Origin of the sequence: Mesosutterella multiformis (assembly GCF_003402575.1) — a bacterium.
Taxonomy (GTDB): domain Bacteria; phylum Pseudomonadota; class Gammaproteobacteria; order Burkholderiales; family Burkholderiaceae_F; genus Mesosutterella; species Mesosutterella multiformis.
The window spans coordinates 663376-688877 of sequence record NZ_BGZJ01000001.1 but is presented as its reverse complement, the minus strand read 5'-3'; the positions used below and the strand labels follow the sequence as shown (position 1 = coordinate 688877).

Below are 25502 nucleotides of genomic sequence, written 5' to 3'. Positions count from 1 at the left end.
TACGAGGATTGATCATGGAGAAGAACGGAAGCAAAACGGAAGAGACGGGACACCGGCATCTTCCTTCGTGGCTCCGGATCCGGGTGAAATCAGGATCCAGCGACTACCGGAAAATGAAAGAACGGCTTCCGCTTCCCACGGTCTGCGAAGAAGCCCGATGCCCGAATATCAGCGAGTGCTTCGCGTCCGGAACCGCCACTTTTCTTCTGATGGGCAGTGTCTGCACGCGGAACTGCACCTACTGCAATATCGGTCACGGGCGGCCTCTGCCCCTGAATCCCGCAGAGCCCGCGCTCCTCGCCGATACCATCCGGAAGCTGGGACTCAGCTACGCGGTGCTGACCAGCGTGACGCGTGACGATGTTCCGGACGGCGGGGCAAGGCATTTCGCCGCATGCATCCGCAGCATCCGGGAGGTCAATCCTCACTGCCGGGTAGAAATTCTGGTTCCGGATTTCAAGAAAAATATGGAGGACGCGGTGACGGTGCTTGCCGAGACCGCGCCGGATGTCTTCAACCACAATATTGAGACCGTTTCCAGCCTCTTCAGAACGGTGCGCCCCGGCGGACGCTATGAAGGATCGCTCGAGCTTCTGAAGCGCTATCACGAGGCCATGCCGGAGATTCCGCTGAAGAGCGGCATTATGGTGGGACTGGGAGAAACTGAGGATGAGCTTTTTCAGACCTTCCGGGATCTCAGAAATGCCGGGGTCACGCTTCTCTCTGTAGGGCAGTACCTGTCACCGGGACCGGGACACGCCCCGGTACGCCGCTTTGTGACACCGGAGGAGTTTGACCGGTACCGCAGGGAAGCTCTGAATATGGGATTTATCGGATGCGCCGCCGGTCCTTTCGTCCGCTCAAGCTACAGAGCGTCAGAACTGAGAAAACTGGCCGGCGGGCTTTGATCCGGATTAATTGGTGCTTGTTGAATCGGTATTCGGAGCTTTCTGGAAGGAATCCATACGGGCCTTGATCTCAGCGGCCGACTGGTACTCAAACACCTTCACGACTTCCTTCACACCATCGGTCTTCGCCGCGATTTCACCGGCAATCTGACCTTCAGTCGGAGTGACGAGGCCCATCAGATAGACAATGCCTCGATCGCAGATGATCTTCATCTGGCTGTAGGGGGCGCCCTGGGCGGTGAGCAGACGGCTTCTGACACTGGTCGCGATGCCGGAATCCTTCATCCGGCGGCCGACAGACACCGGTTCCTGAACCGCCAGCTGGTTCACAACACTGCTGACATCCAGGCTCTTGCTTGCCACTTCACCGGCGGTTTTCTTTTCCAGCTCGGTTTTCACTTCCCCGGTGAGCAACACTTTGCCGTTGTAGCTTGTCACCGTAATGTGCTGATCCTCAGGGACGATCTTCTGCGAGATTTCCCAGGAAACGCGGTTCTCAATCATGCCATCATTGACCTGGGCCCCGGTAGAGCGGCGGTCAACCGCCACGGATACGCCTCCCGCCATAGCGCCGCCCGCCAGAATCGGCGCGCAGCCGGTGGAGGCAAGAGCCGCGATGCAGCCCAGCAGCGGAATAGTGAACTTAGCAATTTTCATGTGAGTCTCCGTTTCAGTATTAGAAACTGCCCTCTGAAGAGCATTCCCGGATCAGATGAATCGCTGCAGCCAGTAAAAGTACTCGCACAGCTTGGTTCTCCGCATCAGGGCATTTCTATGAATCTTCTTCAGGCTTCCTTCGTTCTGCCAGTCTTCCACTACTTTATCAATCAGAGAGGTCTCGCAGCCGATCACCTGCCCGATCAGTTTACGCGGCGGGAATGACGGAAGCGCCAGCCAGTCTTTCTTTTCATCCCGGAGCTCTTCATCAATCGGAAGACCGCTGCGGGAGCAGTAGGCGTAAATAAAGGAACCCAGCCTCTGATGAGGATCTCCCTCACGGGTCACCATGAGACCGATACGGTCAGCGAGTGTCGTGGCCGCGTTGTATCCCGCGAGCTCCTTATGCCAGGAAGGCTCATGATCCGCGAGTTTCAGAAGAATTTCCTTGGGAATCGTCAGCACTTCGCAGTTATTGACGGCCCACTGGCGCCTCATCACGGAATCTTTGGAGTACAGCGTCTCAACGCAACCGATCAGACTGCCCTGAAGTGCGAGCAGAACGAAGAATGGGGTGTCTTCAAACCCCGGCATAAGAACTGCCCTGGCGGCAGTCCCGGACTGAACATACATCAGCCTTTCAAACATGGAGCCGGTCTCATAGAGCACGTCACCCTTGCTCTTATCAACACGGTGTCCGAGGTTGCGGACGATCGTATTCAGAGCAGGGGAGACTTTGGGGGCAAACCAAGGAACCGGCCTACTATCCATGTTCGCAGAGTCCTAAGCTGATATGAAAAATATTTTATTTTGAATCAGAAGAAAGGTCTGATAATATTAGCCACCCATTATATTCCATGCTTTTCCACAGACTATCAACACGCGAACGGCACCCAATCGTCTGATTTTTCAGTGTTTTGTTCTTTTATCACCCTCTGTGGAAAAATAAGCCGGAAATTCATCAAGTTATCCACAGTTTCTGAATGAACAATTCTGACTTTTCTGTTGAAAACTTCAATTATCTTTCAGAAGAGCCGGTTTTATTCTTTTCTGTCCACAGGGATGTCCCCGGCATCCATCAAAACTATCCACAAAGTTTTTAACAGCATAACTCTTTGAATAAAAATAAAAAAGAAGCATATTCAACGAGTTTTTCTACTGTTATTGTTGTTATTATTCTTTTAAAAGATAATAAAAACAATATAACTACAATTTTCTTTCTGTTGAAAAAAGATAAAAAAGAACGGTTATCAGAAATCGATAACCGTCCGGATTTTTATCTGGCTACTTAGAATTTATCCCAAAAGGAATAAGAACACTGGGAATCGTGTTTTCCTGCAGGTGTTTCAGCTGATCGTCGAAGAAGATATGCGGTTTTAAAACATTCAGAATCGGTTTCTTCGGCATGCCGTCGAGAAGGAAAAGTTCTGCCGCATACATTCCAAAACTTTTCAAAGTTGTGATCAGACGCTGCTCGCTCGGAGCTCCGCGTGAGGTGACGACGGCAATGCGGATTGCCGGCTCATAGTAGGGATCGTCTTTTCCTCTTTCAGCATCGAGTTTCTGAAGCTGGGAAAGTTTGGAGAAGAGTGACTGAAGAGGTCCTGCCTGGAGAGGCTGCATCTTCTTATCAATTTCTTCCTGCTGAAACGCTTTCATGCCCTCAGACTGAAATTTCTTTTCCGCTTCATCCCCGGCAACCACACCATCGAAGTCAAAGGCGATACGGAGCCCTGTGTCCCCTTCCTCGTCCTGGAATGAGGTAGGGAGCACCAGGCCCGCAGGAAGCCCGATAGAGGTCGCCTGACGCACGCTGTCAATATTGGCCGACAGGAACAGGCTGGCATTGAAGGCTTTCATGAAGGGAAAGGTGGATTGCCCCGAGGTAAAGGCCCCGGCCTCAATCGGCAGGCTGTAATGACGGCAGGAATTGAAAAACCGCTGTCCCGTTTCCGGACTGTTCCGTGACAGCACAACCACACGGACCGGAGCCTGATCCTTAAAGACCTCATTCAGTTTGAGAAGGCGGCTGATGAATGGGAAGGCAACGCCAGGCTTCAGAGGCACATCCTGATGCTCCACCTGGTAGGTCCGGTAGGCTGCGAACCCCTCCCGTTCAAACAGACGATGTTCTTCTTCCAGATCGAACAGCGCCCGGGAGGAAACGGCAATCACCAGTTTTTCGTTTTGAGCGTTTAGAGATGTGGTCATGGCATCTTCCTTGTTCTGTCTTCAGTCCGGAGCATTCCAGACTTTTCCTGCTGCTGAAAAAAAACGGGGAGGCAAAAACTGATGTTTGCTTCCCCGTTTGTCAGAAGTGGGTTTCCCTGTCGATTAAATATCGAGGTTGGATACCCTGTGAGCGTTTTCTTCGATGTACTGACGGCGCCGCGGGACGTCATCACCCATCAGGCGGTCAAACACTTCATCGGCTCGGGCAGCGTCCTGAATGGACACCTTCAGCATGCGGCGGACCTTGCGATCCATCGTGGTGTGCCCAAGTTCATCCGCGTTCATTTCACCCAGACCCTTGAAGCGCTGAAGCGTGATGCCTTCATAGGCGAGGGAGGTGAGCCAGTCATACATCTCACCGATGCTCTGCACAGCCTTTTCCCGAACCTTGCCGTTGATCGTTTTCACAATCTTTGTGTTGGGGTTGAAAAGCGACTTCTGTGATTTGCCGTTTTCCACCAGCTCCGCATATTCCTTCGTCTGAAGGAATTTGCGGTCAAGCTGGGTATAGTGCGGAGTCCCATAGACCTTCCGCGCGATCTTAAGGTGCCAGGAAGCGTCTTCCGCATCCTGGGTGGCCTCGATGGTCACGTTGGGGTCATGGAGCGCGTCTGAGAGCTTCTGAGCGCTTTCACGGGCTTCTGCTTCCGTATCAAGGTGAACTTCCGTGCCGTTGGAGATGGCACGCAGCACTTCCGAGTCAATGAAGCGGGAATTCACGCTGATCGCGTCGTTCGCAGCCTGGTAGGCGAGCAGAAGGTTATCGAGGCGGGTGCCGCGGATGCCATTCTCGGGAGCGCTCACAACGCCGTCCGTGAAGAGCACAGCGTCTTCCGTCGCGATATCGCGCAGGAAGTGCGCGAGTTCCTTATCGTCCTTCAGATAGCGTTCATCCGACTTCCGGGACTTTCTCTGAACCTTGTAGAGCGGCGGCTGGGCGATATAGACGTGACCCTGTTCAATCAGCTGCGGCATCTGACGGAAGAAGAACGTGAGAAGCAGCGTGCAGATATGGGCACCGTCAACGTCAGCATCGGTCATGATGATGACACGGCCGTAGCGGAGGTTTTCAATATTGAAATCCCGGTCAATGCCGGTTCCCAGAGCCATCACGAGGTTCTTGATCTGCTCGGAATCGAGGAGCTTGTCGGCAGAGGCCTTTTCCACGTTCAGGATCTTGCCTCGGAGCGGCAGGATGGCCTGGAACTTGGAGTTGCGGCCCACCTTGGCGGAACCGCCTGCGGAGTCACCCTCCACCAGGAACAGCTCGCACTCAGAGGAGGGCGTGCCCTTGGCGCAGTCTGCAAGCTTGCCCGGGAGACCGCCGCCGTTCAGCGCGCTCTTACGCACCACATTACGGGCTTTGCGGGCTGCCTCTCGAGCTTTTGCCGCAGCGACAATCTTTTCGCAGAGCTTCTGAGCGATATCCGGATTTTCTTCCAGATAAGCCGTGAGTTCGGAGTTGATAACCTCTTCAACAGCCGGACGGACTTCACTCGACACGAGCTTATCCTTGGTCTGGGAGCTGAACTTCGGCTGAGGCACCTTCACTGAGAGAACACAGGTGAGGCCTTCACGCATATCCAGAGGGTCAAGCTCAACCTTCGCCTTCTTATCCATTCCGGCGGCTGAAATATAGTTTTTCAGCACGCGGGTCATCGCGTTGCGGAGACCCGTCACGTGAGTGCCGCCGTCCCGCTGATGGATGTTATTTGTATAAGCGTCCAGAACTTCGTTGTAGCCGTTATGCCACTGCATGGCGACTTCAACAGAGACCGGAACATCCTGGCTGTATACCGTCTTGATAGCGTGGAACGGCTCCGGGTTCACCGGGGTGCGGTCAGCCTGCTCATTCAGATACTTCACGAATCCGCGGACACCGTTTTCGCTCTTCAGATCAGCTTCCCGGCCCGTGCGCTCATCGATCAGGATGATGTGAGCGCCCGAGTTCAGGAACGACAGTTCGCGGAGTCGGTTGAGCAGCGTGTCGTAGTTGAAATGCAGCACATTTTTGAAGATCTCGCTGTCCGGAAGGAACTCGACCAGCGTGCCGGACTTATGATCGGGGGACGGGCCGATATCCTCCATCGGGGAAATCGTCACTTCCTCCCCTGAAGGGAGCTTCACCGTTTCGATCTTGCGGTTGACGACCTTGCCCTTCTCAAAATTCAGGCGATAAGCCCGGCCGTCACGGTAGACAGTGAGGCGCAGCCACGTGGACAGGGCGTTCACGCAGGACACACCGACGCCATGCAGGCCGCCGGAGATCTTGTAGCTGTTCTCATTGAATTTGCCGCCGGCATGCAGTTCCGTCAGAGCGATCTCAGCCGCGCTGCGCTTCGGCTTATGCTTGTCGTCGAATTTAACTTCGTTCGGAATGCCGCGGCCGTCATCCAGCACCGAGATGGACTCATCATTGTGGATGGTGATCACGACATCCTTCGCGAACCCGGCGAGGACTTCATCAATAGAGTTGTCTACAACTTCGTAGACAAGCTGATGCAGCCCTGAACCGTCGTCAGTGTCCCCAATGTACATACCGGGGCGCTTTCTAACCGCTTCAAGCCCTTCCAGAATCTGGATCGAACTGGCGTTATAGCCGCTATCTTCAGTTGGGGTCTGTTTTAATTCTTCAGTCATAACTTCTTCAAATAAGGTCCAGGGCAAATACCCAAAAAATCAAGTTTTTCTTGAATGCGATCAGAGACGCATCGGCATCAAGACATACTTGAAGTCGTCACTCTCGGGCATCGTGATCAGAGCAGAACCCTGAGGACCGGACAGAGCGATCTTTACCTTGTCGTTCTTCAGATTGCTGAGAACATCGGAAAGGAAGTCGATGTTGAAGCCGATATCGATCGGATCACCCTGATAATCAACAGCAATATTGTCGTTGCCTTCTTCCTGATCAGAGTTGGAGCTCTGAATGGAAAGCAGACCGGGGCTGAGCAGCCAGCGCACCCCCTTGAACTTGTCGGAAGCGAGAACAGCCGTACGCTGCAGAGCCTGCAGCAGAGCTTCACGGCTGATCAGGAACACCTTGTCGTTATTCGTCGGAATAACGCGTTCGTAATCCGGGTACGTTCCTTCGAGCAGCTTAGTCGTCACTTCAACGCCATTGAAGGTAAAGCGGGCCTGATTGGCAGCGAAATCAATCTTGACCGGAATTTCCTTGTCGTCATCCTCTTCAGGGAGAAGGCGCTTCAGTTCGAGGACCGCCTTGCGGGGAATCGTGACGCTCACGTCTTCCGACACAACGCTGTTCTTGTCCGGAGTGATTTCACAGAAGGCAAGACGGCGGCCGTCAGTCGCCACCGCGCGCACCTTTCCGTCCTTGATAACAAGACGGACGGCGTTCAGGTAGAAGCGGATATCCTGGTTCGCCATGGCGTAGTGAACCATGGAGAGGATGTACTTCAGCTGCTTGGCGGGAATCGTGGCGCTGCTGGTGAAGTCAGCATCAGGGAAGCTCGGATATTTGTCAGCAGGAATGGTCTGAAGCGAGAAGCGGCTGTTCTCTGTGCTCACTTCCATCTTCTGAGAGACCTGATTGCCGCCTTCGGCACTGATCGCCTTGCGGGCCGCGCCAAGGGAAATGGTTACTTCCGTGGGCGGGAGGCTCTTGATCAGATCCTGAATCTTCCGGGAAGAAACGGTGAATGCGACCGGATCTCCTTCCTGTTCAAGCTCCGCATGGGTCTTGATCTGAATCTCAAGATTGCTGCCGGTGAAGCTGACTTTGCTTCCGTCAGACTGGATCAGAACGTTGCTGAGAATCGGAACGGTCTGATGAGTTTCAATAATGCCGCTCACGGTCGTGAGAGGCGTCAGCAGAGATTCTCTAGATCCTTTCAGTACTTGCATTCTTGATTTCCCAATTCTGAGTGTGTTGTGTGATTTTTATAATCAGAAATTCTGAAGGTTCTGCTCGAGCACATGCAGCTCGTGATTCAGTTCTTCATTGATTCTGCGGTCGCTTTCTATCTTCTTGCAGGCATGAAGCACGGTCGTGTGATCCTTGCCGCCGAACAGTTCGCCGATTTCCGGATAGCTCTTCTGTGTGAGCTTCTTCGACAGATACATGGCGATCTGGCGGGGGTAGGCAATCACTCTCGGACGGCGCTTCGAGTGCATGTCCGCAACACGGATCTTGTAATAGTCCGCGACCTTCTTCTGGATATCCTGAACCGTGATTTCGTTCTGGCTGTGAATCAGGTCATGAAGCGCGGTCCGGGCCTGATCAATCGAGATATCGATGCCGTTGAAGCGGGCATGAGCGATCACCTGCTGCAGCGCGCCTTCCAGCTCACGCACGTTGCTCTTCAGGTGGTTCGCGATGAAGAAGGCGACATCCTCAGGCAGATTGGTTCCGCTCTGTTCAGCCTTCTTCATCAGAATAGCTTCTCGGGTTTCGAGCTCAGGAGGATCGATCGGCACCGACATGCCGCCCGCGAAACGGCTCTTCAGCCGTTCATCCACATCCTTCAGCTGCTTCGCGTAGGTATCGCTTGTGAGCACGATCTGTTTGCCGTGGGGTACCAGCGCCTCGAAGGTGGAGAAGAAGGCTGACTGCGTGCCTTCCTTCGACCCGAGCATCTGCACGTCATCGAGCAGGAGCAGGTCCAGAGACTTGAAGCGCTGATAGAAGCTCTGGTCCTTTCGCGCGATTCCCTTAAGGAATTCAGCAATATAGGTTGTGGCGCTGAGGCAGAGGATCTTCGCCTTGGGATTGCGCTTCAGTACGGCGAGACCAATGGCATGCATCAGATGCGTTTTGCCGAGGCCGACGCCGCCGTAGATATAAAGCGGGTTGAAGGCTTTGGTACCGGGGTTATTAGCGACATAGGTGGCCGCGCCGAGCGCCACTTTGTTGCTCATACCCTGAACGAAATTCTCAAAGGAGAGCGAGCTGAGAAGTCCACAGGATTCCGCCAGCTGATTGAAGGAGGTTGAATCCTGTTCCACGACGCTGCTGCTGGGGGCAGGGGCTTCGACTTTCGGCTCTCTCACAATCCATTTGACAGTGACCGGGCTGTCGTTATTGGCCCGGGTAGCGTGGAACGTGATGATGTCGGAGTAGGTCGACCTCGTCACGTCCCGCTTCTGGGCGCTGGCCGCTGAGAGAACCAGTTCCCCGGACTGGGGGTCCCAGGACTCCATCTGCAGCGGGGCAATCCAGGTATCGAACTTGTCGCTGCTGATTCGTGCATCCAGTCGGAGCAGATCGCAGCAGTTTTGCCAAAAATCTTTCATTTACGGTTATTTAGCGCGTACCCCATATATAGGGTACTGCTGGAGTGAAAACTTTTTCTTTCGCTTATATTCCCGTGGGTAATTTTGGGGGAAAAACGAAAGTACGGGAAAGTTATTCTACCAGTTATCCACAGGTAATGTGTCCGTCAGAAGCCTAAGAAATTCTGAAAAATCAGTTCTTTTTTATTCCGGCACAATAAGTTCAGTACAAGAAATCAACAAGACCACTAGAGCTTGTGGGTTTTATGAATGTGATCGCAAAAACGGATTTTCTACGGATAAACTCTTGTTTTTTCAGCTTGACAGTCAGAGCTAATTTGATGTGTAATATCAGGATTTCACGAGTGTCTCCCTGAAAAATTGCCGGGAGACCTTCATTCCGTTCATCCTGCCCTCAGTTATCAGGCAGTTTTACATTTTTGAATTGAAGAGTACTGCCTCAAGGGCACTATTCGTTTCAGCTTAGAAATTTTAAGGATTCATCATGGCTACCAAGCGTACTTATCAGCCCTCCAAGATCAAGCGTGCCCGCACTCACGGGTTCCTGGTGCGCAGCCGCACGAGAGGCGGCCGCAAGGTGTTGGCTGCCCGCCGTGCTAAGGGCCGTCATACCCTCGCACTTTAATCGTGGCATCACGGCAGGGCTAAGCCGTGGAAGAATCGTTGCCAATAAGAAGTTCACTACCCCGTAGAGGCAGATTGATAAAGTCTGCCTCTTATGGGGTTGTTTTGTCTTCTCGCGGACCAAAAACGGTACGTTTGTCGTCGCGCTGGCTGACTCTGACCGCATTGCTCAAACCTGAATCCGAAACGGGTGAAAGGCTGAGATTCGGTTTCACTGTCGGCAAAACCAATGCCCACAGAGGCGTGGACCGGGTGCTTGTCAAAAGAATCCTTCGGGAATCGGCAAGACTCTCCAAGCCTGCATTGGCGCAATCGAATGTCTGTGCGGATGTCGTGCTTCGCCTGAAGTGCCGTCTGCCCAAGCTGGGAGAAGATGTCGTCCTCGGAAGTTTCAAGCAGGAACTGCGCCAGGATTGCGATGAGCTTCTGCTCAGATTTGGCGGGATCGTAAAAAAAGCCGTTCAGGACGCCTAATGAAGTTTCTGCTGATTAAACTGATACGCCTTTATCAGTTGTGCCTTTCTCCTTGGCTAGGCAGACAGTGTCGGTTCACTCCGTCATGCTCTCACTACGGTATTCAGGCCATATTGAGATTCGGCGCACTCCGTGGCAGTTATCTGACGGTTATCCGCATTTTCAAATGCAATCCCCTGGGTCCCTGGGGATATGATCCCGTACCCGAGAAATTCCACTGGAATTTCTGGAAAAAACGGTAAACGGCCTTTATCAACCAACATTTTTTTGTTAGCGAGCGACCTGTTATGGGAAGTGATTTCAAAAGAACTTTACTTTGGGTTGTCTTTCTGTCATCCCTATTCATGCTGTGGGATAGCTGGCAGGTTTACAACGGCCGTCCGTCTTTCTTCGGTCCTGCGCAGGAGCAGAGCGCTGCGGCTTCGTCCGCTGCGGCTTCCGCCGGATCGATTCCTGCCTCGGCTCAGGCTTCCGCGAATGCTGTCAATGCGTCCGCGGACAGTGCCGAGAGCGTGAAGCCGGTCAATGTTCAGACGGATCTGATGAAGCTCACGTTTGACGAACAGGGCGCTAGCGTTGTTCGTGCTGAGCTTCTGAAGATGAAGGAGCTTCCCAAGTGGAATGAAGTCGGTCTCGTTGGCCTCATTCTCGGCAACAAGGAAGCTGAGCACAACAACGTTGTGCTGTTTGATCACTCCAAGGATCGCCTCTATGAAGCCCAGAGCGGTGTGATCGGCGTTGCTGACGCTCCCACACACAAGACGGTTTTCAAGCTGCAGGACGGTCCGCTCGTGATGAATCCGGGCGACAAGACGCTCAGCGTGCGCTTTGAGGCTGAAAGCGGCGGCGTTAAGGTTCTGAAGACCTATACCTTCACGGCTGACCACTACGGCATGCAGGTCACCCAGGAAGTGGTGAACGGTACGGATAAGACCATCAATCCGTCCATCTACTACCAGCTGGTGCGCGACAGCAAGCCGGCCCCGGGTTCCAATTCCTTCTCCAGCAGCTATCTGGGTGCCGCCCTTTATACGGCCCAGGATAAGTTCCAGAAGATTACCTTCTCGAACATCGCGGATAACAAGAAGGACTATCCGTCCAAGGCGAATAACGGCTGGGTGGCCATTATTCAGCAGCACTTCGTGTCCGCCTGGGTTCCGAAGGAAGGTCTTGAGCGTCAGTTCTATACCCGTCAGATTGCAAGCGATGAATACGCCATCGGCTCCATTGTTCCGATGGGAGACATCGCTCCGGGGGCTTCCAAGACTGAACAGTCCACGCTGTATGTCGGTCCTCAGGCTCAGAAGCGTCTGGCTCAGATTGCTCCGGGGCTTGATCTGGTCGTTGACTATGGCTGGCTCACGTTCCTCGCCAAGCCGATCTACTGGCTCCTTTCCTGGCTGCATGGTCTGACCGGAAACTGGGGCTGGGCTATTGTGCTCCTGACGGTGATCGTCAAGGCGATCCTTTATCCGGTGTCGGCTGCTGGCTATAAGTCGATGGCCCGTATGAAGGACCTTGGGCCGCGCATGAAGGAAATGCAGGCTCAGTATGGCAACGATAAGCAGGCCCTTAACCAGGCCATGATGAAGATGTACCGCGAGGAAAAGATCAACCCGATGGGCGGATGCCTGCCGATTGTTCTTCAGATTCCGGTGTTCCTTGCTCTGTACTGGGTACTCCTCGCTTCTGTGGAGCTTCGCGGTTCCGGCTGGATTCTGTGGATTAAGGATCTGGCGGCTCCGGATCCCTGGTTCATTCTGCCGCTCATCATGATGGCGACGATGTTCATCCAGGTGAAGCTCAATCCGAAGCCTGCTGATCCGACGCAGGCCAAGATGATGCTGATCATGCCGCTCGTCTTCAGCGTGATGTTCTTCATCTTCGCTTCCGGTCTGGTGCTGTACTGGCTGACGAATAACATTCTGTCCATCGCCCAGCAGTGGTGGGTGAACAAGCAGATTGATGAAGAAAGAGCAAAACGCAAGGCTGCGAAAGAAGCCAAAAAGAAATCTTCTTAAATGATTGATTAAAAGCGTTTCGCAGCAGGTAAAAGGGGGCATTATCTAATGTCCCCTTTATTTTTTTCGGATCGGACTCTCAGAACTATGAGCTCTCAGGAAGAAGGAATCATTGCTGTATCAACAGCGGTTGGCCGAAGCGGCATCGGTATAGTCAGGCTTTCCGGCAGTGAGAAACTGGCTCGCTTCATGCTGGAACGGATGACGGATATCCGGAATCCGTCGCCGCGCTATGCCCATTTTTCAGCCATCCGTGATCAGGCAGGGGAGGTCATTGACCGCGGGGTTGTGATCTGGTTCAAGGCTCCTCACTCCTACACGGGGGAAGATGTCGTTGAATTTCAGACGCACGGGAATCCGGTTATTCAGAATCTTCTGATTCGAAGCGCTCTGCTGATCGGAGCCGAGGCCGGTCTCCGTCTGGCGGAACCGGGGGAATTCACCCGCAGGGCATTTGAAAACGGGCGCATCGATCTCGCGCAGGCGGAATCCGTGATGGATCTGATCAATGCGAGTTCAGAGAGCGCTGTGAGAGCTGCGGAGAAATCACTGGTCGGTGAGTTCTCGGAAAAGTGCCGGGATATCGAGGGGAAACTGATTGATCTCCGGACGCATGTGGAAGCGATTCTGGATTTTCCGGAAGAGGATATCGACTTTATCAAAGAAGGCAGAATCCGCGAGAGAGTCGACGATCTGAATCAGAGGGTCGGTACGCTTCTGGAGCAGGCGAGCCAGGGCAATATGCTGCGGGAAGGCGTGGTGATCGCACTGGTGGGAAGCCCGAATGTCGGGAAATCCAGTCTTTTGAACAGTCTTTCCGAAAGGGAAGTCGCTATTGTTACGGATATTCCGGGAACAACCCGCGATATTGTAGAAAATACAATTATAATCAATGGTTTACAAGTAAACCTTGTCGACACGGCGGGTCTTCGGGAAACGGCTGATGTGATCGAACAGGCGGGAATCAGAAAAGCCATGGGAGAGCTTTCACGGGCAGATCTGATTCTTCATCTGGAGGCTCCGGAAACACTCGATAGCCAGGCCGAGCTTGATAAAATCAAACACCATGTTCAGCCAGGGACCAAAGTCATTACGGTGACGAATAAAATAGATCTTCTCCGTGATGTTCCCGGCAATACGGATTCTCATGTCTATATCTCAGCGAAAACAGGAGAAGGCATTGAGAAGCTGAAAACGATGATTTTTGACGCAGTGGGTTTCCGGAATTCTGTCCAGGGTGTTTTTATTGCCCGGCGTCGTCATATTGAGTCTCTTCAGAAAACAAAAGAGTCTCTGGAAAAAGTCAGAGAGTATCTTTCCCAGGATCAGTTTTTCCTCGACATGGTGGCTGAGGAGCTGCGTCTTGCGGGTGTTTCCATGGGGCAGATTCTTGGTGAATTTACTTCCGATCAGCTACTCGGAAAAATTTTCAGCACTTTCTGCATCGGGAAATAGTTCACCGTACAGATGCAATGTTTCACGTGAAACAAAAGACAGGGTCTCAGTTTTTGATCTCTGAAATGTTTCACGTGGAACAAAACGATTTAACACTGAATTATTCATTCGATATGTTCCACGTGGAACATATTCGTTTTTCAATTTTAGAGGGAGGGGAGACCGGTCCTGTTTCACGTGAAACAGTGCCGCAGGTCTTCTCATAGAAAATGGATTTTCCAAAGGTCTACGACGTCATCGTGGTTGGCGGCGGGCATGCCGGTATAGAAGCCGCCCTTGCTTCGGCTCGCATGGGATGTCAGACGCTGCTTCTTACGCACAACATTGAAACTCTCGGAGAGATGTCCTGCAATCCCTCTATCGGCGGTATCGGAAAGGGACATCTGGTCCGTGAAATTGACGCCATGGGCGGAGCGATGGGAAGTGCTGCTGATATGGGGGGCATTCAGATGCGCACGCTGAATGACTCCAAGGGGCCTGCGGTCCGATCAACACGCGCCCAGATTGATCGCAATCTTTATAAGATCGCGATGCGCGGCAAACTGGAAAATCAGAAAAATCTGGATATTTTCCAGGAGGCCGCGGATGATCTGATCCTGGAGGCAGATACCGTCAAAGGTGTGGTATCTAAAACGGGTGTCAGATTCTTCAGCACTTCGGTTGTTCTCTCCGCGGGGACTTTCCTCCACGGTCTTATCCATATCGGTCTGCAGCACTATCAGGCAGGACGCATGGGCGATCCTGCGTCCATCAGTCTCGCTGAGAAACTGATTGAAATCGGCATGCCGATGGGGCGTCTGAAGACCGGTACGCCTCCCCGTATCGATGGAAAGACGATCAATTTCGCGGAGTGCGAGCGTCAGGACGGAATGGGGGACAAGGTTCCTTATTTCTCCTGGGATCAGTCCGTGGCTCATCCCGAACAGGTTCCCTGCTGGATCACCAGAACCAATCCCCGCGTTCATGAGATTATTCTGGCAAACCTGGATCGCTCTCCGATGTACTCGGGCGCTATTGTCGGTGTTGGCCCCCGTTACTGCCCTTCTATTGAAACGAAGATTGTTCGATTCAAAGGAAAAGACAGCCATCAGATATTCCTTGAGCCTGAAGGGCTGAATACCAACGTTTACTATCCCAACGGCGTTTCCACCAGTCTTCCGTTCGATGTCCAGATTGAAATGGTCCATGCCATGAAGGGACTGGAGAACGCTTACCTGATGCGGCCGGGCTATGCGATCGAGTATGACTATTACGATCCCCGTGACCTGAAGCGGTCTTTCGAAACGAAGAAGATCAGCAACCTCTTCTTTGCCGGTCAGATCAATGGAACAACCGGTTACGAAGAGGCCGCGGCTCAGGGCCTTTACGCCGGCATCAATGCAGCGCTTCGCGCCAAGGGGCTCGAAAGCTGGGTGCCGAGGCGCGATGAAGCCTATATCGGCGTCATGCTGGACGATCTGACGACCAAGGGGGTGTCTGAGCCCTATCGTATGTTCACGTCCCGCGCTGAATATCGTCTGAGTCTCCGTGAGGATAATGCGGATGTCCGTCTGACCCCGACCGCTCACGATCTTGGGCTGATTTCCGACGCTCAGTGGAAGTTCTTCTGCGAGAAACAGGAACACATTGCAAAGGAAAGTGAACGCCTGAAGTCGACCTGGATACACCCGACTGATCTGAAAGAAGGGGAGGCTATCCGTGTCTTCGGTGTGCCGATTGAGCACGAATACTCTCTGAAGAATCTGCTTTCCCGTCCGAGTGTCACCTACCAGAAACTCATGACACTGGAGCTTGCTGATGGTACCCATGTGGGTGATGCGTCTCCCGCGATCACTCCGGACGAAGCTGAGCAGATTGAGGTTGGCGTGAAATACGCAGGCTACATTTCCCGGCAGCAGGGGGAAATCGAGAAGAATCTCCGCAACGAAACGACCAGGATTCCGTCTGACTTAGATTATGATTCGGTACACGGCCTCTCTTTTGAGGTGCGGGAGAAGCTGAAGGAATACCGGCCGGAAACTATCGGTCAGGCAAGCCGAATTTCAGGAGTCACTCCTGCGGCCATTTCTCTGCTCATTATTTTTCTTTCTAAGAGCAAGCGTGAAAGGGAAGGTGCCAATGCTGAATGAGAGCGCAAAAAACAGTCTGATTCAGGGAGCGAAAGATCTTGGAGTGTCCTTGAACGAGCATCAATTTAATCAGCTTGATGCTTACTTGGAGCTTTTGCTTAAATGGAACAAGGTTTTTAATTTAACCTCCATCCGAGATCCTGAAGAGGGGGTGAAAAAGCATCTTCTCGATTGCCTGGGCATCATTCCGGTATTGGAGAAGATGCAGCGGCAGGGACTGCCAATGCGGTCACTGATGGATGTGGGATCCGGCGGCGGTCTTCCGGCCGTAGTGATCGCGGTCTGCTTCCCGGAACTCAAAGTGCTTTCTGTCGATGCTGTCGCCAAGAAGACGACCTTCATTACTCAGGCAGCGCTTGAACTCGGACTGAAGAATCTGCGGGCAAAACATTCGCGGGTAGAGAATATCAAGGAAAAATTTGATGTTGTCACCTGCCGGGCATTTTCATCGCTGAAGGATTTTGTTAGCCTTACAGAATCCAATATTGGTGAACCTGGAATGTGGCTCGCCATGAAGGGGCGCAGACCTGATGCCGAACTGCAGGAACTGCCGTCTTTTGCAGAGGTCACGGAAGTGATTGACCTTCATATTCCCGGTCTTGGTGAAGAGCGTTCGGTTGTGCTGATGCGCCATATTTAATATAGAGCGTCATCAGAGATCCTCACCGGTCAATCGATTCAGATGAGCGGCTGAAAAATGGAAGACGTCGTCAAGTCTTTTCTGTTTGTGTTTGCGACTTTTCTCCCGATCATTGATCCGTTCGGGGGAGCCATGTTCTTTCTGTCGCTTACGCCAGGCGCAAGCGATGAAATCCGGGCGAAGATTACAGAACGGATGGCGATCTACAGCCTCATTGTCCTGTTGGTGTCGCTTTTTGCCGGCCGTGTGATTCTGTCGTTTTTTGGAATCTCTGTCCCGGTTCTGCAGGTAGGCGGCGGCCTTGTGCTTCTGTCCTCCGGATGGGAGGCGCTGCATGCGCCGACCCTTGCAGAAGCTAAGAATAATGCGAGTCAGGTGAGAAAAAGTGATGAAGCTTTGCTCTCCATGGCTTTTTATCCGCTTACCCTGCCGCTCGTGACAGGACCTGGAACCATTGCCTCTGCGGCGGCTATCGGTTCGAGTCTTTCCGGAAGCATCGGCAGTATCGTCGGAAGTGTGCTTGCTTCCGTAGCGATGACAGTGCTTACGTGGTTCTGCTTCCGCTACAGTGACAAAATTCCTAAGGCTCTTGGGGCCGCCGGCGCTGACGCGCTGTCCCGTCTCTTCGCCTTTATTTTGATGTGTCTCGGCGTGGGAGTTCTCTGGCAGGGAATTTCCGGGCTGATTATGTCCTTGCCCAAATAGTTTATAGAGGAAAGAATGGCAAAGGTTTTTTGTGTTGTGAATCAGAAGGGCGGAGTTGGCAAAACAACTACCTGCACAAATCTCGCGGCAGCTCTGTCGCTTAAGGGGAAGCGTGTTCTTCTGATTGATCTGGATCCTCAGGGCAATGCGACAACGGGCAGCGGCGTGGATAAGAGGAGCCTCGAGCAGTCCGTTTATCAGCTCATTCTCGGCGAGGCATCTTTTGATGATGTCGTGGTTCGGTCCAAGGAAAAAGGTTTGTATGACGTGCTTCCCGCGAACCGGGATCTGGCAGGCGCTGAGGTTGAGCTGGTCGACATGGATGAAAGAGACTATCGCCTCCGCCATGCGCTGGAGCCTCAGCTGAAAAATTATGATGTGGTCCTCATTGACTGCTCCCCCTCGATTTCACTTTTAACCATCAACGCGCTTTGCTGCGCCCATGGCGTGATTATTCCGATGCAGTGTGAGTACTACGCGATGGAAGGGCTGACTGATCTGGTTGATACGGTGAAGATGGTGTACCAGGGCAAGAATCCGGATCTCACAGCGATCGGACTCCTGCGGGTCATGTTCGATGCTCGAATTTCTCTTCAGCAGGAAGTGAGTGAGCAGCTGAAGGAGCATTTCGGCAATCGGGTGTTCAACACCATTATTCCGAGAAATGTCCGAATGGCCGAAGCGCCGAGTTACGGCAAGCCGGGTGTTCTGTATGATCCTTCATCCAAGGGGGCCAAGGCTTACAAAGCTTTTGCTACAGAAATTCTGTCCAAACTCAAGTAAGCCGGTAAAAAAGGAGGGTGTATCGTGGCGATAAAGAAAAAAGGACTGGGGCGCGGACTGGGGGCTCTCGGACTGGAAAGCCCGAAGGAAATTTTTGAGTCTCAGTCTTCCCAGAAGGATCATGGCGAAGAGGCGGGTGCCCGCCTGACGGAACTGAGTGTTGAGCAGCTCCGGCCAGGTAAGTATCAGCCGAGAACGCATATGGATCCGGAGTCTATTGCTTCTCTGTCGGCCTCGATCAAGTCCCAGGGACTGATGTCCCCTCTCATTGTGCGTTCTGTGGGGGAAGGGCAGTGGGAGATCATTGCCGGCGAGCGACGCTTCCGGGCGGCAAAGCTTGCCGGCCTGACCAAGGTGCCGGTGATCATCCGCGAGGTGCCTGATAAAAAAGCGCTCTCCCTCTCTCTGATTGAGAATATCCAGCGCGAAGGTCTTAATCCCATCGAAGAAGCCAACGGTATGAGCCGTCTGATGCGTGAGTTTGATATGACTCAGGATCAGGTGGCGGAGGTTCTCGGCAAGAGCCGTCCTGCGGTGGCGAATACGCTTCGTCTTCTGAAGCTCACGCCTGAGGTTCAGAATCTCCTCATGTCTGAGAAAATTGACATGGGACATGCCCGTGCTCTTCTCTCGCTGAAAGAAGCTGATCAGATCGCGCTTGCCAACGAAGTGGTCGCAAAGGGATGGTCTGTACGCGAAACCGAGCGTCAGGTTGCCGCTCTCCTTTCGGATGACAAAAAGAAGCCTGCGAAGACGGTTCACAAGAAGGGCCGTGATGTCATTCGTATCGAAGAATCGCTCTCCGACACACTGGGGGCGGAGGTGAAGCTTGCGTCTGAAACCCGGGAGAAAGGCCGAATTGTCATCCGTTACAGCAGTCTTGATCAGCTGGATGGGTTGCTCGAAAAACTGGGTTATACCTCATAATTGGTATAAAAAGTCACCAATTGTATCTATATCAAAAGGCTCTTTAATACTTAAAAATGCTAGTTGTTGAAACAATTGCGCACACTTACAATATGCTGGTTTTATGAAGAGCTTATGGCGTGGGCACCGCCCTGATTTTTTGGTTCAGGAACTGGTGATATATGGGGTGTCTAGCGGAATAACAAGCATTGTCTGCCTGTTAATCGGGGGACTCAATGCTTTTTTGTCGTCTCTAATCGCTTCCGCGATTTATATTTTGCCTTCCTCAGCCTTATTACTGATTAGCAAAAGGCTAATGCGGACCAGTCCTCTCGTCGGAGCTCAAATATTTCAGATTGGGTTGTTTGCAAGAACGTTCCTCACTACCATCCTGATGGTCGTTGTGGCGCTTGTTTACAAAGAACTCAACTGGCCGGCTTTTCTGTTGTCCCTGTTTATAGTGGTTAGCGCTCCTATGGCAGGTCAGCTTTTACTAAAGAGATAAGGATCGACATCTATGTCAGCTGATGGCGCTCTCAATGCGACCGGGTACATACGGCATCACCTTGCCAACCTCGCGTCGGCGCACCAGAGTTCGATTGTTGATTTTTCAGTCATCAATTACGACACTCTGTTTTTCTCCATCGCAATCATGGGACTAACCCTGTGGCTGCTTTACAAGGCGGCTCACAAGGCTACTGCCGGCGTCCCCGGCAAGTTCCAGTGTGCCATCGAAATGCTGGTGGAATTTGTGAATGATCAGGCCAAGACTCTGGTTCATGGCGATCGTTCCTATATTGCTCCTCTCGCGCTGACCGTCTTCATCTGGGTCACGCTGATGAACTGCATCGACCTTCTCCCTGTCGATCTGATCCCGATGATCGCTGGCTGGCTTGGTTTTGAACATATGCGTCCGCTGGCTACCGCGGACCTGAACGGCACGCTCGGCATCTCTGTCGGCGTTCTGGTTCTGATGATTTACTACGGCTTCAAGGCGCACGGTGTCGGCGGCTTCTTCAAGGGGCTGGTGACCGCTCCGTTCGGTGCGAATCCTCTGCTCTGGCCGTTCAATCTCGCTCTGAACATTATCGAATATCTCGCCAAGTGCGTTTCCCTGGGCATGCGACTGTTCGGAAACATGTATGCTGGCGAGTTGCTCTTCTTCCTGATTGCGCTTCTTGGTGGTTATGCCTTCAGCTTCGGTCTGCTGGGCGGCACCCTGAGCGTGTTTGGGCAGATTGTGGCCGGGCTTGGCTGGTGGCTCTTCCACGTTTTGATTGTGCTGTTGCAGGCATTCATCATGATGATGCTGACGCTGGTTTATCTGGGTCAGGCGCATGATAGCCACTAACAGATCTATTTTTTCTTTATCTTTCTTACTCTAAACAACCTTCGTTTTTGAAGATCTCAAGGAGTTTTTTTAAATGACTAACGTTGCTATCGTTGCCCTGGCTTGCGGCATTATCATCGGTCTGGGTGCTATGGGTGCCTCCATCGGTATCGCCATCATGGGCTCCAAGTACCTCGAAGCCTCTGCCCGTCAGCCTGAGCTGATCGATACCCTTCAGACCAAGATGTTCATTCTCGCCGGTCTGATCGATGCTGCTTACCTGATTGGCGTCGGTATTGCCATGATGTTCGCTTTCGCCAATCCCTTCGTCGGCTAATAAAAGTAGTTACCAAATTACGTTTTAGCTGACTTGTTGAATAGGTGTGGCATATCGCCTCATCATTCAACTCTACGGGACTCAATAATGAACATTAACGCCTCACTTTTCGTTCAATTGGTCGTGTTCCTTCTTGGTGCTTGGATCACCATGAAGTACATCTGGCCGCCGCTGATTAGGGCAATTGAAAATCGGCAAAAGAAGATCGCTGAGGGACTGAGGGCTGCAGATCTGGGACAGAGTGCCCTGGTCGAAGCCTCGCAGAAGCAGCAGGCTATCGAAACTGAAGCCCGAGCTCAGGCTATGACGATTGTGGCTGATGGCGAGAAACGTGGTCAGTCTATCGTTGAGCAGGCTAAGCAGCAGGCTGAAGTTGAAGCCAATCGCATTGTTCAGACCGCGAAGGACGAAGCGGCTCAGGAAATGCAGCGTGCTAAAGAAGCTCTCAGGGATCAGGTTGCTCAGCTGGCTATCGCCGGTGCCGAGCAGATTTTGAAGCGTGAAGTTAACGCAGATATCCATAAGGATATGCTTGATCAACTGAAGGCGAAGCTTTAGTCATGGCAGAGATTTCGACAATAGCGCGGCCTTATGCAAAGGGGCTGTTCCAGGCGCTTGAAGATCGTCACGCATCTATCGAGGAATGCAAGGCTGTTCTGAAGACTCTGGAGAATATCTCCACCGTCATCAAGACTCCTGAGTTTTCTCAGCTGTTTGGAGATCCTCGCCTGCTTCCCAGTCAGATGATTGATCTGATTAAGAGCGCTCTTGCAGGAGAGGAAATTCAGAAAGAAGTTTCTAATCTCCTTACCGTCGTTCTCGATAATGGTCGAATTGAAGCTTGGTCCGAGATCGTTAATGACTTCCGCACGCTCATTAACGACGCGGAGGGTATTGCCGAAGTTCATATCGAAACCGCTTTCGGTATGACCGACGATGAGGTGCAAAGCCTCCTTAAGGCTCTTGCCCATCGCTTCCCCAACAAGAAGCTTGTGTCTGATGTGACCGTCAACCCTGAGTTGATCGGTGGCGTCCGCATCCGTGTTGGAGACCAGGTCTTAGATGGTTCGATCAGTGCTCGTCTCGAAGCGATGAAGACGGCCCTTACCGCATAAATTCCGGAGCTGAATAATGCAACTCAATCCTAGTGAAATCAGTGATTTGCTGAAGAAGCGGATCGAAGACCTTGGGGTCTCGGCCGATCTTCGTACGCAAGGCACCGTGATTTCCGTTACCGACGGCATTGTCCGTATTCATGGTCTTTCCGACGTGATGCAGGGCGAAATGCTGGAGTTCCCGGGCAATACCTATGGCCTGGCAATGAACCTGGAGCGTGACTCCGTCGGCGCGGTTATTCTCGGTGAATACACCCATATTTCTGAAGGCGATACCGTCCGTACGACGGGTCGTATTCTTCAGGTTCCCGTCGGCCCTGAGCTGATTGGCCGTGTGGTCAACGCCCTGGGTCAGCCGATTGACGGCAAGGGCCCGATCGATGCGAAGGCCTACGACGTGGTCGAAAAGATCGCCCCTGGCGTTATTGAACGTCAGTCGGTTGATCAGCCGGTTCAGACCGGTCTTAAGTCCATCGACGCCATGGTGCCGATCGGCCGCGGTCAGCGTGAGCTGATCATTGGCGACCGTCAGACCGGCAAGACGGCTGTCGCTCTCGACACGATCATCAACCAGAAGGGCAAGAACCTGATCTGCGTTTATGTCGCTATTGGCCAGAAGGCTTCCACGGTCGCGAACGTCGTCCGTCAGCTGACTGAGCACGGTGCCATGGACTACACGATCGTCGTTGCCGCTACGGCTTCCGATACGGCTGCTCTGCAGTACATCGCTCCGTACGCTGGCGCCACGATGGGCGAGTACTTCCGCGATCGCGGCCAGGACTCCCTGATCGTTTATGACGATCTGACCAAGCAGGCCTGGGCCTATCGTCAGATATCCCTGCTGCTTCGCCGTCCGCCGGGACGTGAAGCCTACCCGGGCGATGTGTTCTATCTGCATTCCCGTCTGCTCGAGCGCGCTGCTCGTGTGAACGCCGAATACGTTGAACGCTTCACCAAGGGCGAAGTGAAGGGCAAGACCGGTTCCATGACCGCTCTCCCGATCATCGAAACGCAGGCCGGCGACGTTACCGCCTTCGTTCCGACGAACGTGATTTCTATTACCGACGGCCAGATCTTCCTTGAGACCGACCTGTTCAACGCCGGTATTCGCCCCGCTATCAACCCGGGTATTTCCGTTTCCCGAGTCGGCGGTGCTGCTCAGACTAAGGTCATCAAGAAGCTCGGCGGCGGTGTCCGTCTGGCCCTCGCTCAGTATCGTGAACTCGCAGCTTTCGCTCAGTTCGCCTCTGACCTTGATGAAACCACCCGTAAAGAACTCGAACGCGGTCGCGTTGTGACTGAACTGATGAAGCAGCCGCAGTATCGCCCGCTTCAGGTTTGGGAAGAAGCACTGGTTCTGTTCTCCGTGAACATCGGCTTCTATGACAACGTTGCTGTCAAGGATGCCCTCCGTGTTGAGCGTGCTATGCGCGACTTCATGCAGGAACATCACGCCGATCTCGTTGGCCGTATCGAAGACAAGAAGGTCCTCGATAAGGACGACGCTGCCGCTCTCGAAGCTGCAGTGAATGAGTTCAAGAAGAACGGTGCTTTTTAAAGCGTAGTAAGCGACCCTAGAGGACCCAATGCCCAGCACAAAAGAAATACGCATGAAGATCAAGAGCGTAAACAATACGCGCAAGATCACGAACGCGATGCAGATGGTGGCGGCCTCGAAGATGCGCAAGGCGCAGGACCGGATGTTTGCGGCTCGTCCGTATGGCTCAAGAATTCGTACGATTATTTCGCACCTTGCAGCCTCCAATACGGACTACCATCATCCGTTCCTCGCTTCGCACAATGACGCCAAAAAAATCGGTCTTATCCTGATCACGACGGATAAGGGCCTGGCGGGTGCTTTGAATACCAATATTCTCCGTGATGTACTGGCTACCATTAAAAAGTGGGATGCCGAGGGGAATGAGCTTTTCGCTTCTGCTATTGGTAATAAAGGCCTCGGTTTTCTGCAGCGGTTGGGTACGCCGGTGCAGAGTCAGGCGGTTGCGCTGGGCGATCAGCCCAACCTCGACCGTCTGATTGGTGCCATTCGAGTCCAGATTGATGCGTTCGCAAAGGGTGAGGTGTCTGCTGTTTACCTCGCCTACTCCCGTTTCATCAATGCGATGAAGCAGGAACCCGTTATCGAGCAGCTTCTTCCGCTTCCGAAGAAAGCAGTTGATGCTTCTGAAGACGAAACTGCCGACAAGCAGTACTCCTGGGACTACGAGTATGAGCCTAGCGCTCCTGCAGTCCTTGATCTGCTGCTGAATCGTTACGTTGAAGCTCTTATTTACCAGGCTGTTGCAGAGAACATGGCTTCTGAGCAGAGTGCCCGTATGGTGGCTATGAAGGCCGCTACGGACAACGCGAAGAAACTCTCCAACGAACTGCAGCTTGTCTTCAATAAGACACGTCAGGCCGCCATCACGAAGGAAATTACTGAAATCGTGGGTGGTGCGGCTGCTGTGTCTTAACGCTAGGATTTGAAACTGAGGATTATCCAATAATGAATATCGGACAAATCGTTCAGGTCATCGGCGCTGTGGTGGACGTGCAGTTCCCGCGCGATCAGATGCCGAAGGTCTACGAGGCTCTCGTTCTTGAACCGGACGAGAACAATAAGCTCGCCGAGCAGGGTTTGACTTTTGAAGTTGAACAGCAGCTTGGTGACGGAATCGTTCGCTGCATCGCCATGGGTTCTTCCGATGGTCTGCAGCGTGGCATGAAGGTGCACGCCACTGGCGCGGAAATCTCCGTTCCGGTTGGTGAAGGCACCCTCGGCCGCATCATGAACGTTCTTGGCAAGCCGATCGATGAGATGGGCGAGATCAAGACCGATCACAAGATGCCGATTCACCGCGAAGCCCCGAAGTTCGACGAACTGAGCCCGTCTGTTGAGCTCCTGGAAACCGGCATTAAGGTTATTGACCTTATCTGCCCGTTTGCCAAGGGCGGCAAGGTCGGTCTGTTCGGCGGTGCCGGTGTGGGCAAGACCGTGAACATGATGGAGTTCATCAACAACATCGCTAAGGCTTACGGCGGCTACTCCGTGTTTGCAGGCGTGGGCGAACGTACCCGTGAGGGCAACGACTTCTACCACGAAATGCAGGGCGCGAAGGTGCTCGATAAGGTGGCCATGGTGTTCGGTCAGATGAACGAACCCCCGGGAAACCGTCTCCGTGTGGCTCTTACCGGTCTGACGATGGCTGAGTCCTTCCGTGACGAAGGCAAAGACATTCTGCTGTTCATCGATAACATTTATCGTTATACGCTGGCCGGTACTGAAGTGTCCGCTCTGCTCGGCCGTATGCCGTCCGCCGTGGGCTACCAGCCGACTCTGGCTGAAGAAATGGGCAAGCTTCAGGAACGTATTGCTTCCACGAAGACTGGCTCCATTACTTCCGTCCAGGCCGTGTACGTGCCTGCTGACGACTTGACTGACCCGTCTCCGGCTACGACCTTCCAGCACTTGGACGCCACGATCGTGCTGTCCCGTGATATTGCCTCTCTCGGTATTTATCCGGCCGTCGATCCGCTGGACTCCACGTCCCGTCAGGTTGACCCCAACATCATCGGCGAAGAGCACTATCAGACGACCCGTCGCGTTCAGGAAACCCTGCAGCGCTACAAGGAACTCCGCGACATTATCGCCATTCTGGGTATGGACGAACTGGCTCCCGATGACAAGCTCACGGTTGCCCGCGCCCGTAAGATCCAGCGCTTTATGTCCCAGCCGTTCCACGTGGCCGAAGTGTTTACCGGCAACCCCGGCAAGTACGTGCCCCTGAAGGAAACGATTCGCGGCTTCAAGATGATTGTCGATGGCGAGTGTGATGAACTGCCCGAACAGGCGTTCTACATGGTCGGTACGATCGACGAAGCCTTCGAGAAGGCCAAGACTCTGAAGTAATCAAACTCGGGCTGGATCCGATG

At 53.0% G+C, this 25502-nt stretch carries 24 protein-coding genes; 18 read left to right on the top strand and 6 right to left on the bottom strand.

Annotated elements, in window-relative coordinates; all coding sequences use genetic code 11:
• The first annotated feature begins 14 nt into the window (after window positions 1-14).
• A complete protein-coding gene (gene lipA / locus M4NBBH2_RS03260; RefSeq protein WP_116269680.1) occupies window positions 15-908 on the top strand; it encodes a lipoyl synthase in 894 nt (297 codons plus the stop codon).
• A 6-nt stretch (window positions 909-914) separates the two neighbouring features.
• Here lipA and M4NBBH2_RS03255 read toward each other — a convergent pair whose 3' ends face one another.
• The 6 genes from M4NBBH2_RS03255 to dnaA form a co-directional block, all read right to left on the bottom strand.
• Window positions 915-1565 carry a BON domain-containing protein gene (locus M4NBBH2_RS03255; protein WP_116269679.1) on the bottom strand — a complete coding sequence of 217 codons (651 nt, stop codon included), beginning with the start codon at window positions 1563-1565 and terminating at the stop codon, window positions 915-917.
• A gap of 51 nt (window positions 1566-1616) precedes the next feature.
• Window positions 1617-2336, bottom strand: a complete 720-nt coding sequence (locus tag M4NBBH2_RS03250) for a cyclic nucleotide-binding domain-containing protein (RefSeq protein WP_125064641.1) — start codon at window positions 2334-2336, stop codon at window positions 1617-1619.
• 513 nt (window positions 2337-2849) lie between these two features.
• Window positions 2850-3776 carry a 5'-nucleotidase gene (locus M4NBBH2_RS03245; RefSeq protein WP_116269677.1) on the bottom strand — a complete coding sequence of 309 codons (927 nt, stop codon included), beginning with the start codon at window positions 3774-3776 and terminating at the stop codon, window positions 2850-2852.
• 123 nt (window positions 3777-3899) lie between these two features.
• Entirely contained in the window at window positions 3900-6437 is a 2538-nt protein-coding gene (locus M4NBBH2_RS03240) for a DNA gyrase subunit B (RefSeq protein ID WP_116269676.1), read from the bottom strand.
• Between the two features lie 60 nt (window positions 6438-6497).
• The gene (gene dnaN / locus M4NBBH2_RS03235; protein ID WP_116269675.1) at window positions 6498-7661 is read right to left on the bottom strand and encodes a DNA polymerase III subunit beta; all 1164 of its coding nucleotides are present in this window, start codon (window positions 7659-7661) and stop codon (window positions 6498-6500) included.
• 42 nt (window positions 7662-7703) lie between these two features.
• Window positions 7704-9050: a chromosomal replication initiator protein DnaA gene (dnaA, locus tag M4NBBH2_RS03230; RefSeq protein WP_116269674.1), complete on the bottom strand. Its 1347-nt coding sequence runs from the start codon at window positions 9048-9050 to the stop codon at window positions 7704-7706.
• Between the two features lie 484 nt (window positions 9051-9534).
• On the opposite strand from dnaA, the gene rpmH reads away from it, so the two are divergent.
• The 17 genes from rpmH (at window position 9535) to atpD (ending at window position 25479) form a co-directional block, all read left to right on the top strand.
• Window positions 9535-9675 carry a 50S ribosomal protein L34 gene (gene rpmH, locus M4NBBH2_RS03225; protein ID WP_022443127.1) on the top strand — a complete coding sequence of 47 codons (141 nt, stop codon included), beginning with the start codon at window positions 9535-9537 and terminating at the stop codon, window positions 9673-9675.
• 26 nt (window positions 9676-9701) lie between these two features.
• Entirely contained in the window at window positions 9702-10148 is a 447-nt protein-coding gene (locus tag M4NBBH2_RS03220) for a ribonuclease P protein component (protein ID WP_116269673.1), read from the top strand.
• Complete coding sequence (yidD, locus tag M4NBBH2_RS03215) at window positions 10148-10390, top strand: membrane protein insertion efficiency factor YidD (RefSeq protein WP_116269672.1); 243 nt, start codon at window positions 10148-10150, stop codon at window positions 10388-10390. Before M4NBBH2_RS03220 ends, yidD begins: the two co-directional genes overlap by 1 nt.
• A gap of 45 nt (window positions 10391-10435) precedes the next feature.
• The gene (gene yidC, locus M4NBBH2_RS03210; protein ID WP_116269671.1) at window positions 10436-12169 is read left to right on the top strand and encodes a membrane protein insertase YidC; all 1734 of its coding nucleotides are present in this window, start codon (window positions 10436-10438) and stop codon (window positions 12167-12169) included.
• Between the two features lie 87 nt (window positions 12170-12256).
• Window positions 12257-13624 (top strand): tRNA uridine-5-carboxymethylaminomethyl(34) synthesis GTPase MnmE, encoded by a 1368-nt coding sequence (gene mnmE, locus M4NBBH2_RS03205; RefSeq protein ID WP_116269670.1) that lies wholly within the window; start codon window positions 12257-12259, stop codon window positions 13622-13624.
• Window positions 13625-13833: 209 nt separating this feature from the next.
• Window positions 13834-15753 (top strand): tRNA uridine-5-carboxymethylaminomethyl(34) synthesis enzyme MnmG, encoded by a 1920-nt coding sequence (mnmG, locus tag M4NBBH2_RS03200; RefSeq protein WP_116269669.1) that lies wholly within the window; start codon window positions 13834-13836, stop codon window positions 15751-15753.
• The gene (gene rsmG / locus M4NBBH2_RS03195; protein WP_116269668.1) at window positions 15743-16393 is read left to right on the top strand and encodes a 16S rRNA (guanine(527)-N(7))-methyltransferase RsmG; all 651 of its coding nucleotides are present in this window, start codon (window positions 15743-15745) and stop codon (window positions 16391-16393) included. The genes mnmG and rsmG overlap by 11 nt, the downstream gene beginning before the upstream one ends.
• 57 nt (window positions 16394-16450) lie before the next feature.
• Window positions 16451-17098 (top strand): MarC family protein, encoded by a 648-nt coding sequence (locus M4NBBH2_RS03190; RefSeq protein WP_116269667.1) that lies wholly within the window; start codon window positions 16451-16453, stop codon window positions 17096-17098.
• A 15-nt stretch (window positions 17099-17113) separates the two neighbouring features.
• On the top strand, window positions 17114-17881 hold the full coding sequence (locus M4NBBH2_RS03185; protein ID WP_116269666.1) for a ParA family protein: 768 nt from the start codon (window positions 17114-17116) through the stop codon (window positions 17879-17881).
• Between the two features lie 21 nt (window positions 17882-17902).
• Window positions 17903-18808, top strand: a complete 906-nt coding sequence (locus M4NBBH2_RS03180) for a ParB/RepB/Spo0J family partition protein (protein WP_116269665.1) — start codon at window positions 17903-17905, stop codon at window positions 18806-18808.
• Between the two features lie 496 nt (window positions 18809-19304).
• On the top strand, window positions 19305-20138 hold the full coding sequence (gene atpB / locus M4NBBH2_RS03170; protein WP_022442741.1) for a F0F1 ATP synthase subunit A: 834 nt from the start codon (window positions 19305-19307) through the stop codon (window positions 20136-20138).
• Window positions 20139-20211: 73 nt separating this feature from the next.
• A complete protein-coding gene (gene atpE / locus M4NBBH2_RS03165; RefSeq protein WP_022442740.1) occupies window positions 20212-20454 on the top strand; it encodes a F0F1 ATP synthase subunit C in 243 nt (80 codons plus the stop codon).
• An 87-nt stretch (window positions 20455-20541) separates the two neighbouring features.
• Complete coding sequence (locus M4NBBH2_RS03160; protein ID WP_022442739.1) at window positions 20542-21012, top strand: F0F1 ATP synthase subunit B; 471 nt, start codon at window positions 20542-20544, stop codon at window positions 21010-21012.
• A gap of 2 nt (window positions 21013-21014) precedes the next feature.
• Window positions 21015-21569: a F0F1 ATP synthase subunit delta gene (locus M4NBBH2_RS03155; protein WP_022442738.1), complete on the top strand. Its 555-nt coding sequence runs from the start codon at window positions 21015-21017 to the stop codon at window positions 21567-21569.
• 16 nt (window positions 21570-21585) lie between these two features.
• Window positions 21586-23127, top strand: a complete 1542-nt coding sequence (gene atpA / locus M4NBBH2_RS03150; RefSeq protein ID WP_116269663.1) for a F0F1 ATP synthase subunit alpha — start codon at window positions 21586-21588, stop codon at window positions 23125-23127.
• 28 nt (window positions 23128-23155) lie between these two features.
• Window positions 23156-24043, top strand: a complete 888-nt coding sequence (gene atpG, locus M4NBBH2_RS03145) for a F0F1 ATP synthase subunit gamma (protein ID WP_022442736.1) — start codon at window positions 23156-23158, stop codon at window positions 24041-24043.
• Between the two features lie 32 nt (window positions 24044-24075).
• Entirely contained in the window at window positions 24076-25479 is a 1404-nt protein-coding gene (atpD, locus tag M4NBBH2_RS03140) for a F0F1 ATP synthase subunit beta (protein WP_116269662.1), read from the top strand.
• Window positions 25480-25502: the final 23 nt, after the last annotated feature.

Excerpts from the sequence above, each read along its gene's own strand:
- dnaA (WP_116269674.1), bottom strand. The coding sequence starts at position 9,050 with ATGAAAGATTTTTGGCAAAACTGCTGCGATCTGCTCCGACTGGATGCA.
- lipA (WP_116269680.1), top strand. The coding sequence starts at position 15 with ATGGAGAAGAACGGAAGCAAAACGGAAGAGACGGGACACCGGCATCTT.
- atpE (WP_022442740.1), top strand. The coding sequence starts at position 20,212 with ATGACTAACGTTGCTATCGTTGCCCTGGCTTGCGGCATTATCATCGGT.
- rsmG (WP_116269668.1), top strand. The coding sequence starts at position 15,743 with ATGCTGAATGAGAGCGCAAAAAACAGTCTGATTCAGGGAGCGAAAGAT.
- M4NBBH2_RS03185 (WP_116269666.1), top strand. The coding sequence starts at position 17,114 with ATGGCAAAGGTTTTTTGTGTTGTGAATCAGAAGGGCGGAGTTGGCAAA.
- M4NBBH2_RS03160 (WP_022442739.1), top strand. The coding sequence starts at position 20,542 with ATGAACATTAACGCCTCACTTTTCGTTCAATTGGTCGTGTTCCTTCTT.
- M4NBBH2_RS03255 (WP_116269679.1), bottom strand. The coding sequence starts at position 1,565 with ATGAAAATTGCTAAGTTCACTATTCCGCTGCTGGGCTGCATCGCGGCT.
- atpB (WP_022442741.1), top strand. The coding sequence starts at position 19,305 with ATGTCAGCTGATGGCGCTCTCAATGCGACCGGGTACATACGGCATCAC.
- rpmH (WP_022443127.1), top strand. The coding sequence starts at position 9,535 with ATGGCTACCAAGCGTACTTATCAGCCCTCCAAGATCAAGCGTGCCCGC.
- atpD (WP_116269662.1), top strand. The coding sequence starts at position 24,076 with ATGAATATCGGACAAATCGTTCAGGTCATCGGCGCTGTGGTGGACGTG.
- mnmG (WP_116269669.1), top strand. The coding sequence starts at position 13,834 with ATGGATTTTCCAAAGGTCTACGACGTCATCGTGGTTGGCGGCGGGCAT.
- yidC (WP_116269671.1), top strand. The coding sequence starts at position 10,436 with ATGGGAAGTGATTTCAAAAGAACTTTACTTTGGGTTGTCTTTCTGTCA.
- M4NBBH2_RS03155 (WP_022442738.1), top strand. The coding sequence starts at position 21,015 with ATGGCAGAGATTTCGACAATAGCGCGGCCTTATGCAAAGGGGCTGTTC.
- atpG (WP_022442736.1), top strand. The coding sequence starts at position 23,156 with ATGCCCAGCACAAAAGAAATACGCATGAAGATCAAGAGCGTAAACAAT.
- M4NBBH2_RS03245 (WP_116269677.1), bottom strand. The coding sequence starts at position 3,776 with ATGACCACATCTCTAAACGCTCAAAACGAAAAACTGGTGATTGCCGTT.
- dnaN (WP_116269675.1), bottom strand. The coding sequence starts at position 7,661 with ATGCAAGTACTGAAAGGATCTAGAGAATCTCTGCTGACGCCTCTCACG.
- yidD (WP_116269672.1), top strand. The coding sequence starts at position 10,148 with ATGAAGTTTCTGCTGATTAAACTGATACGCCTTTATCAGTTGTGCCTT.
- mnmE (WP_116269670.1), top strand. The coding sequence starts at position 12,257 with ATGAGCTCTCAGGAAGAAGGAATCATTGCTGTATCAACAGCGGTTGGC.
- atpA (WP_116269663.1), top strand. The coding sequence starts at position 21,586 with ATGCAACTCAATCCTAGTGAAATCAGTGATTTGCTGAAGAAGCGGATC.
- M4NBBH2_RS03240 (WP_116269676.1), bottom strand. The coding sequence starts at position 6,437 with ATGACTGAAGAATTAAAACAGACCCCAACTGAAGATAGCGGCTATAAC.
- M4NBBH2_RS03190 (WP_116269667.1), top strand. The coding sequence starts at position 16,451 with ATGGAAGACGTCGTCAAGTCTTTTCTGTTTGTGTTTGCGACTTTTCTC.
- M4NBBH2_RS03250 (WP_125064641.1), bottom strand. The coding sequence starts at position 2,336 with ATGGATAGTAGGCCGGTTCCTTGGTTTGCCCCCAAAGTCTCCCCTGCT.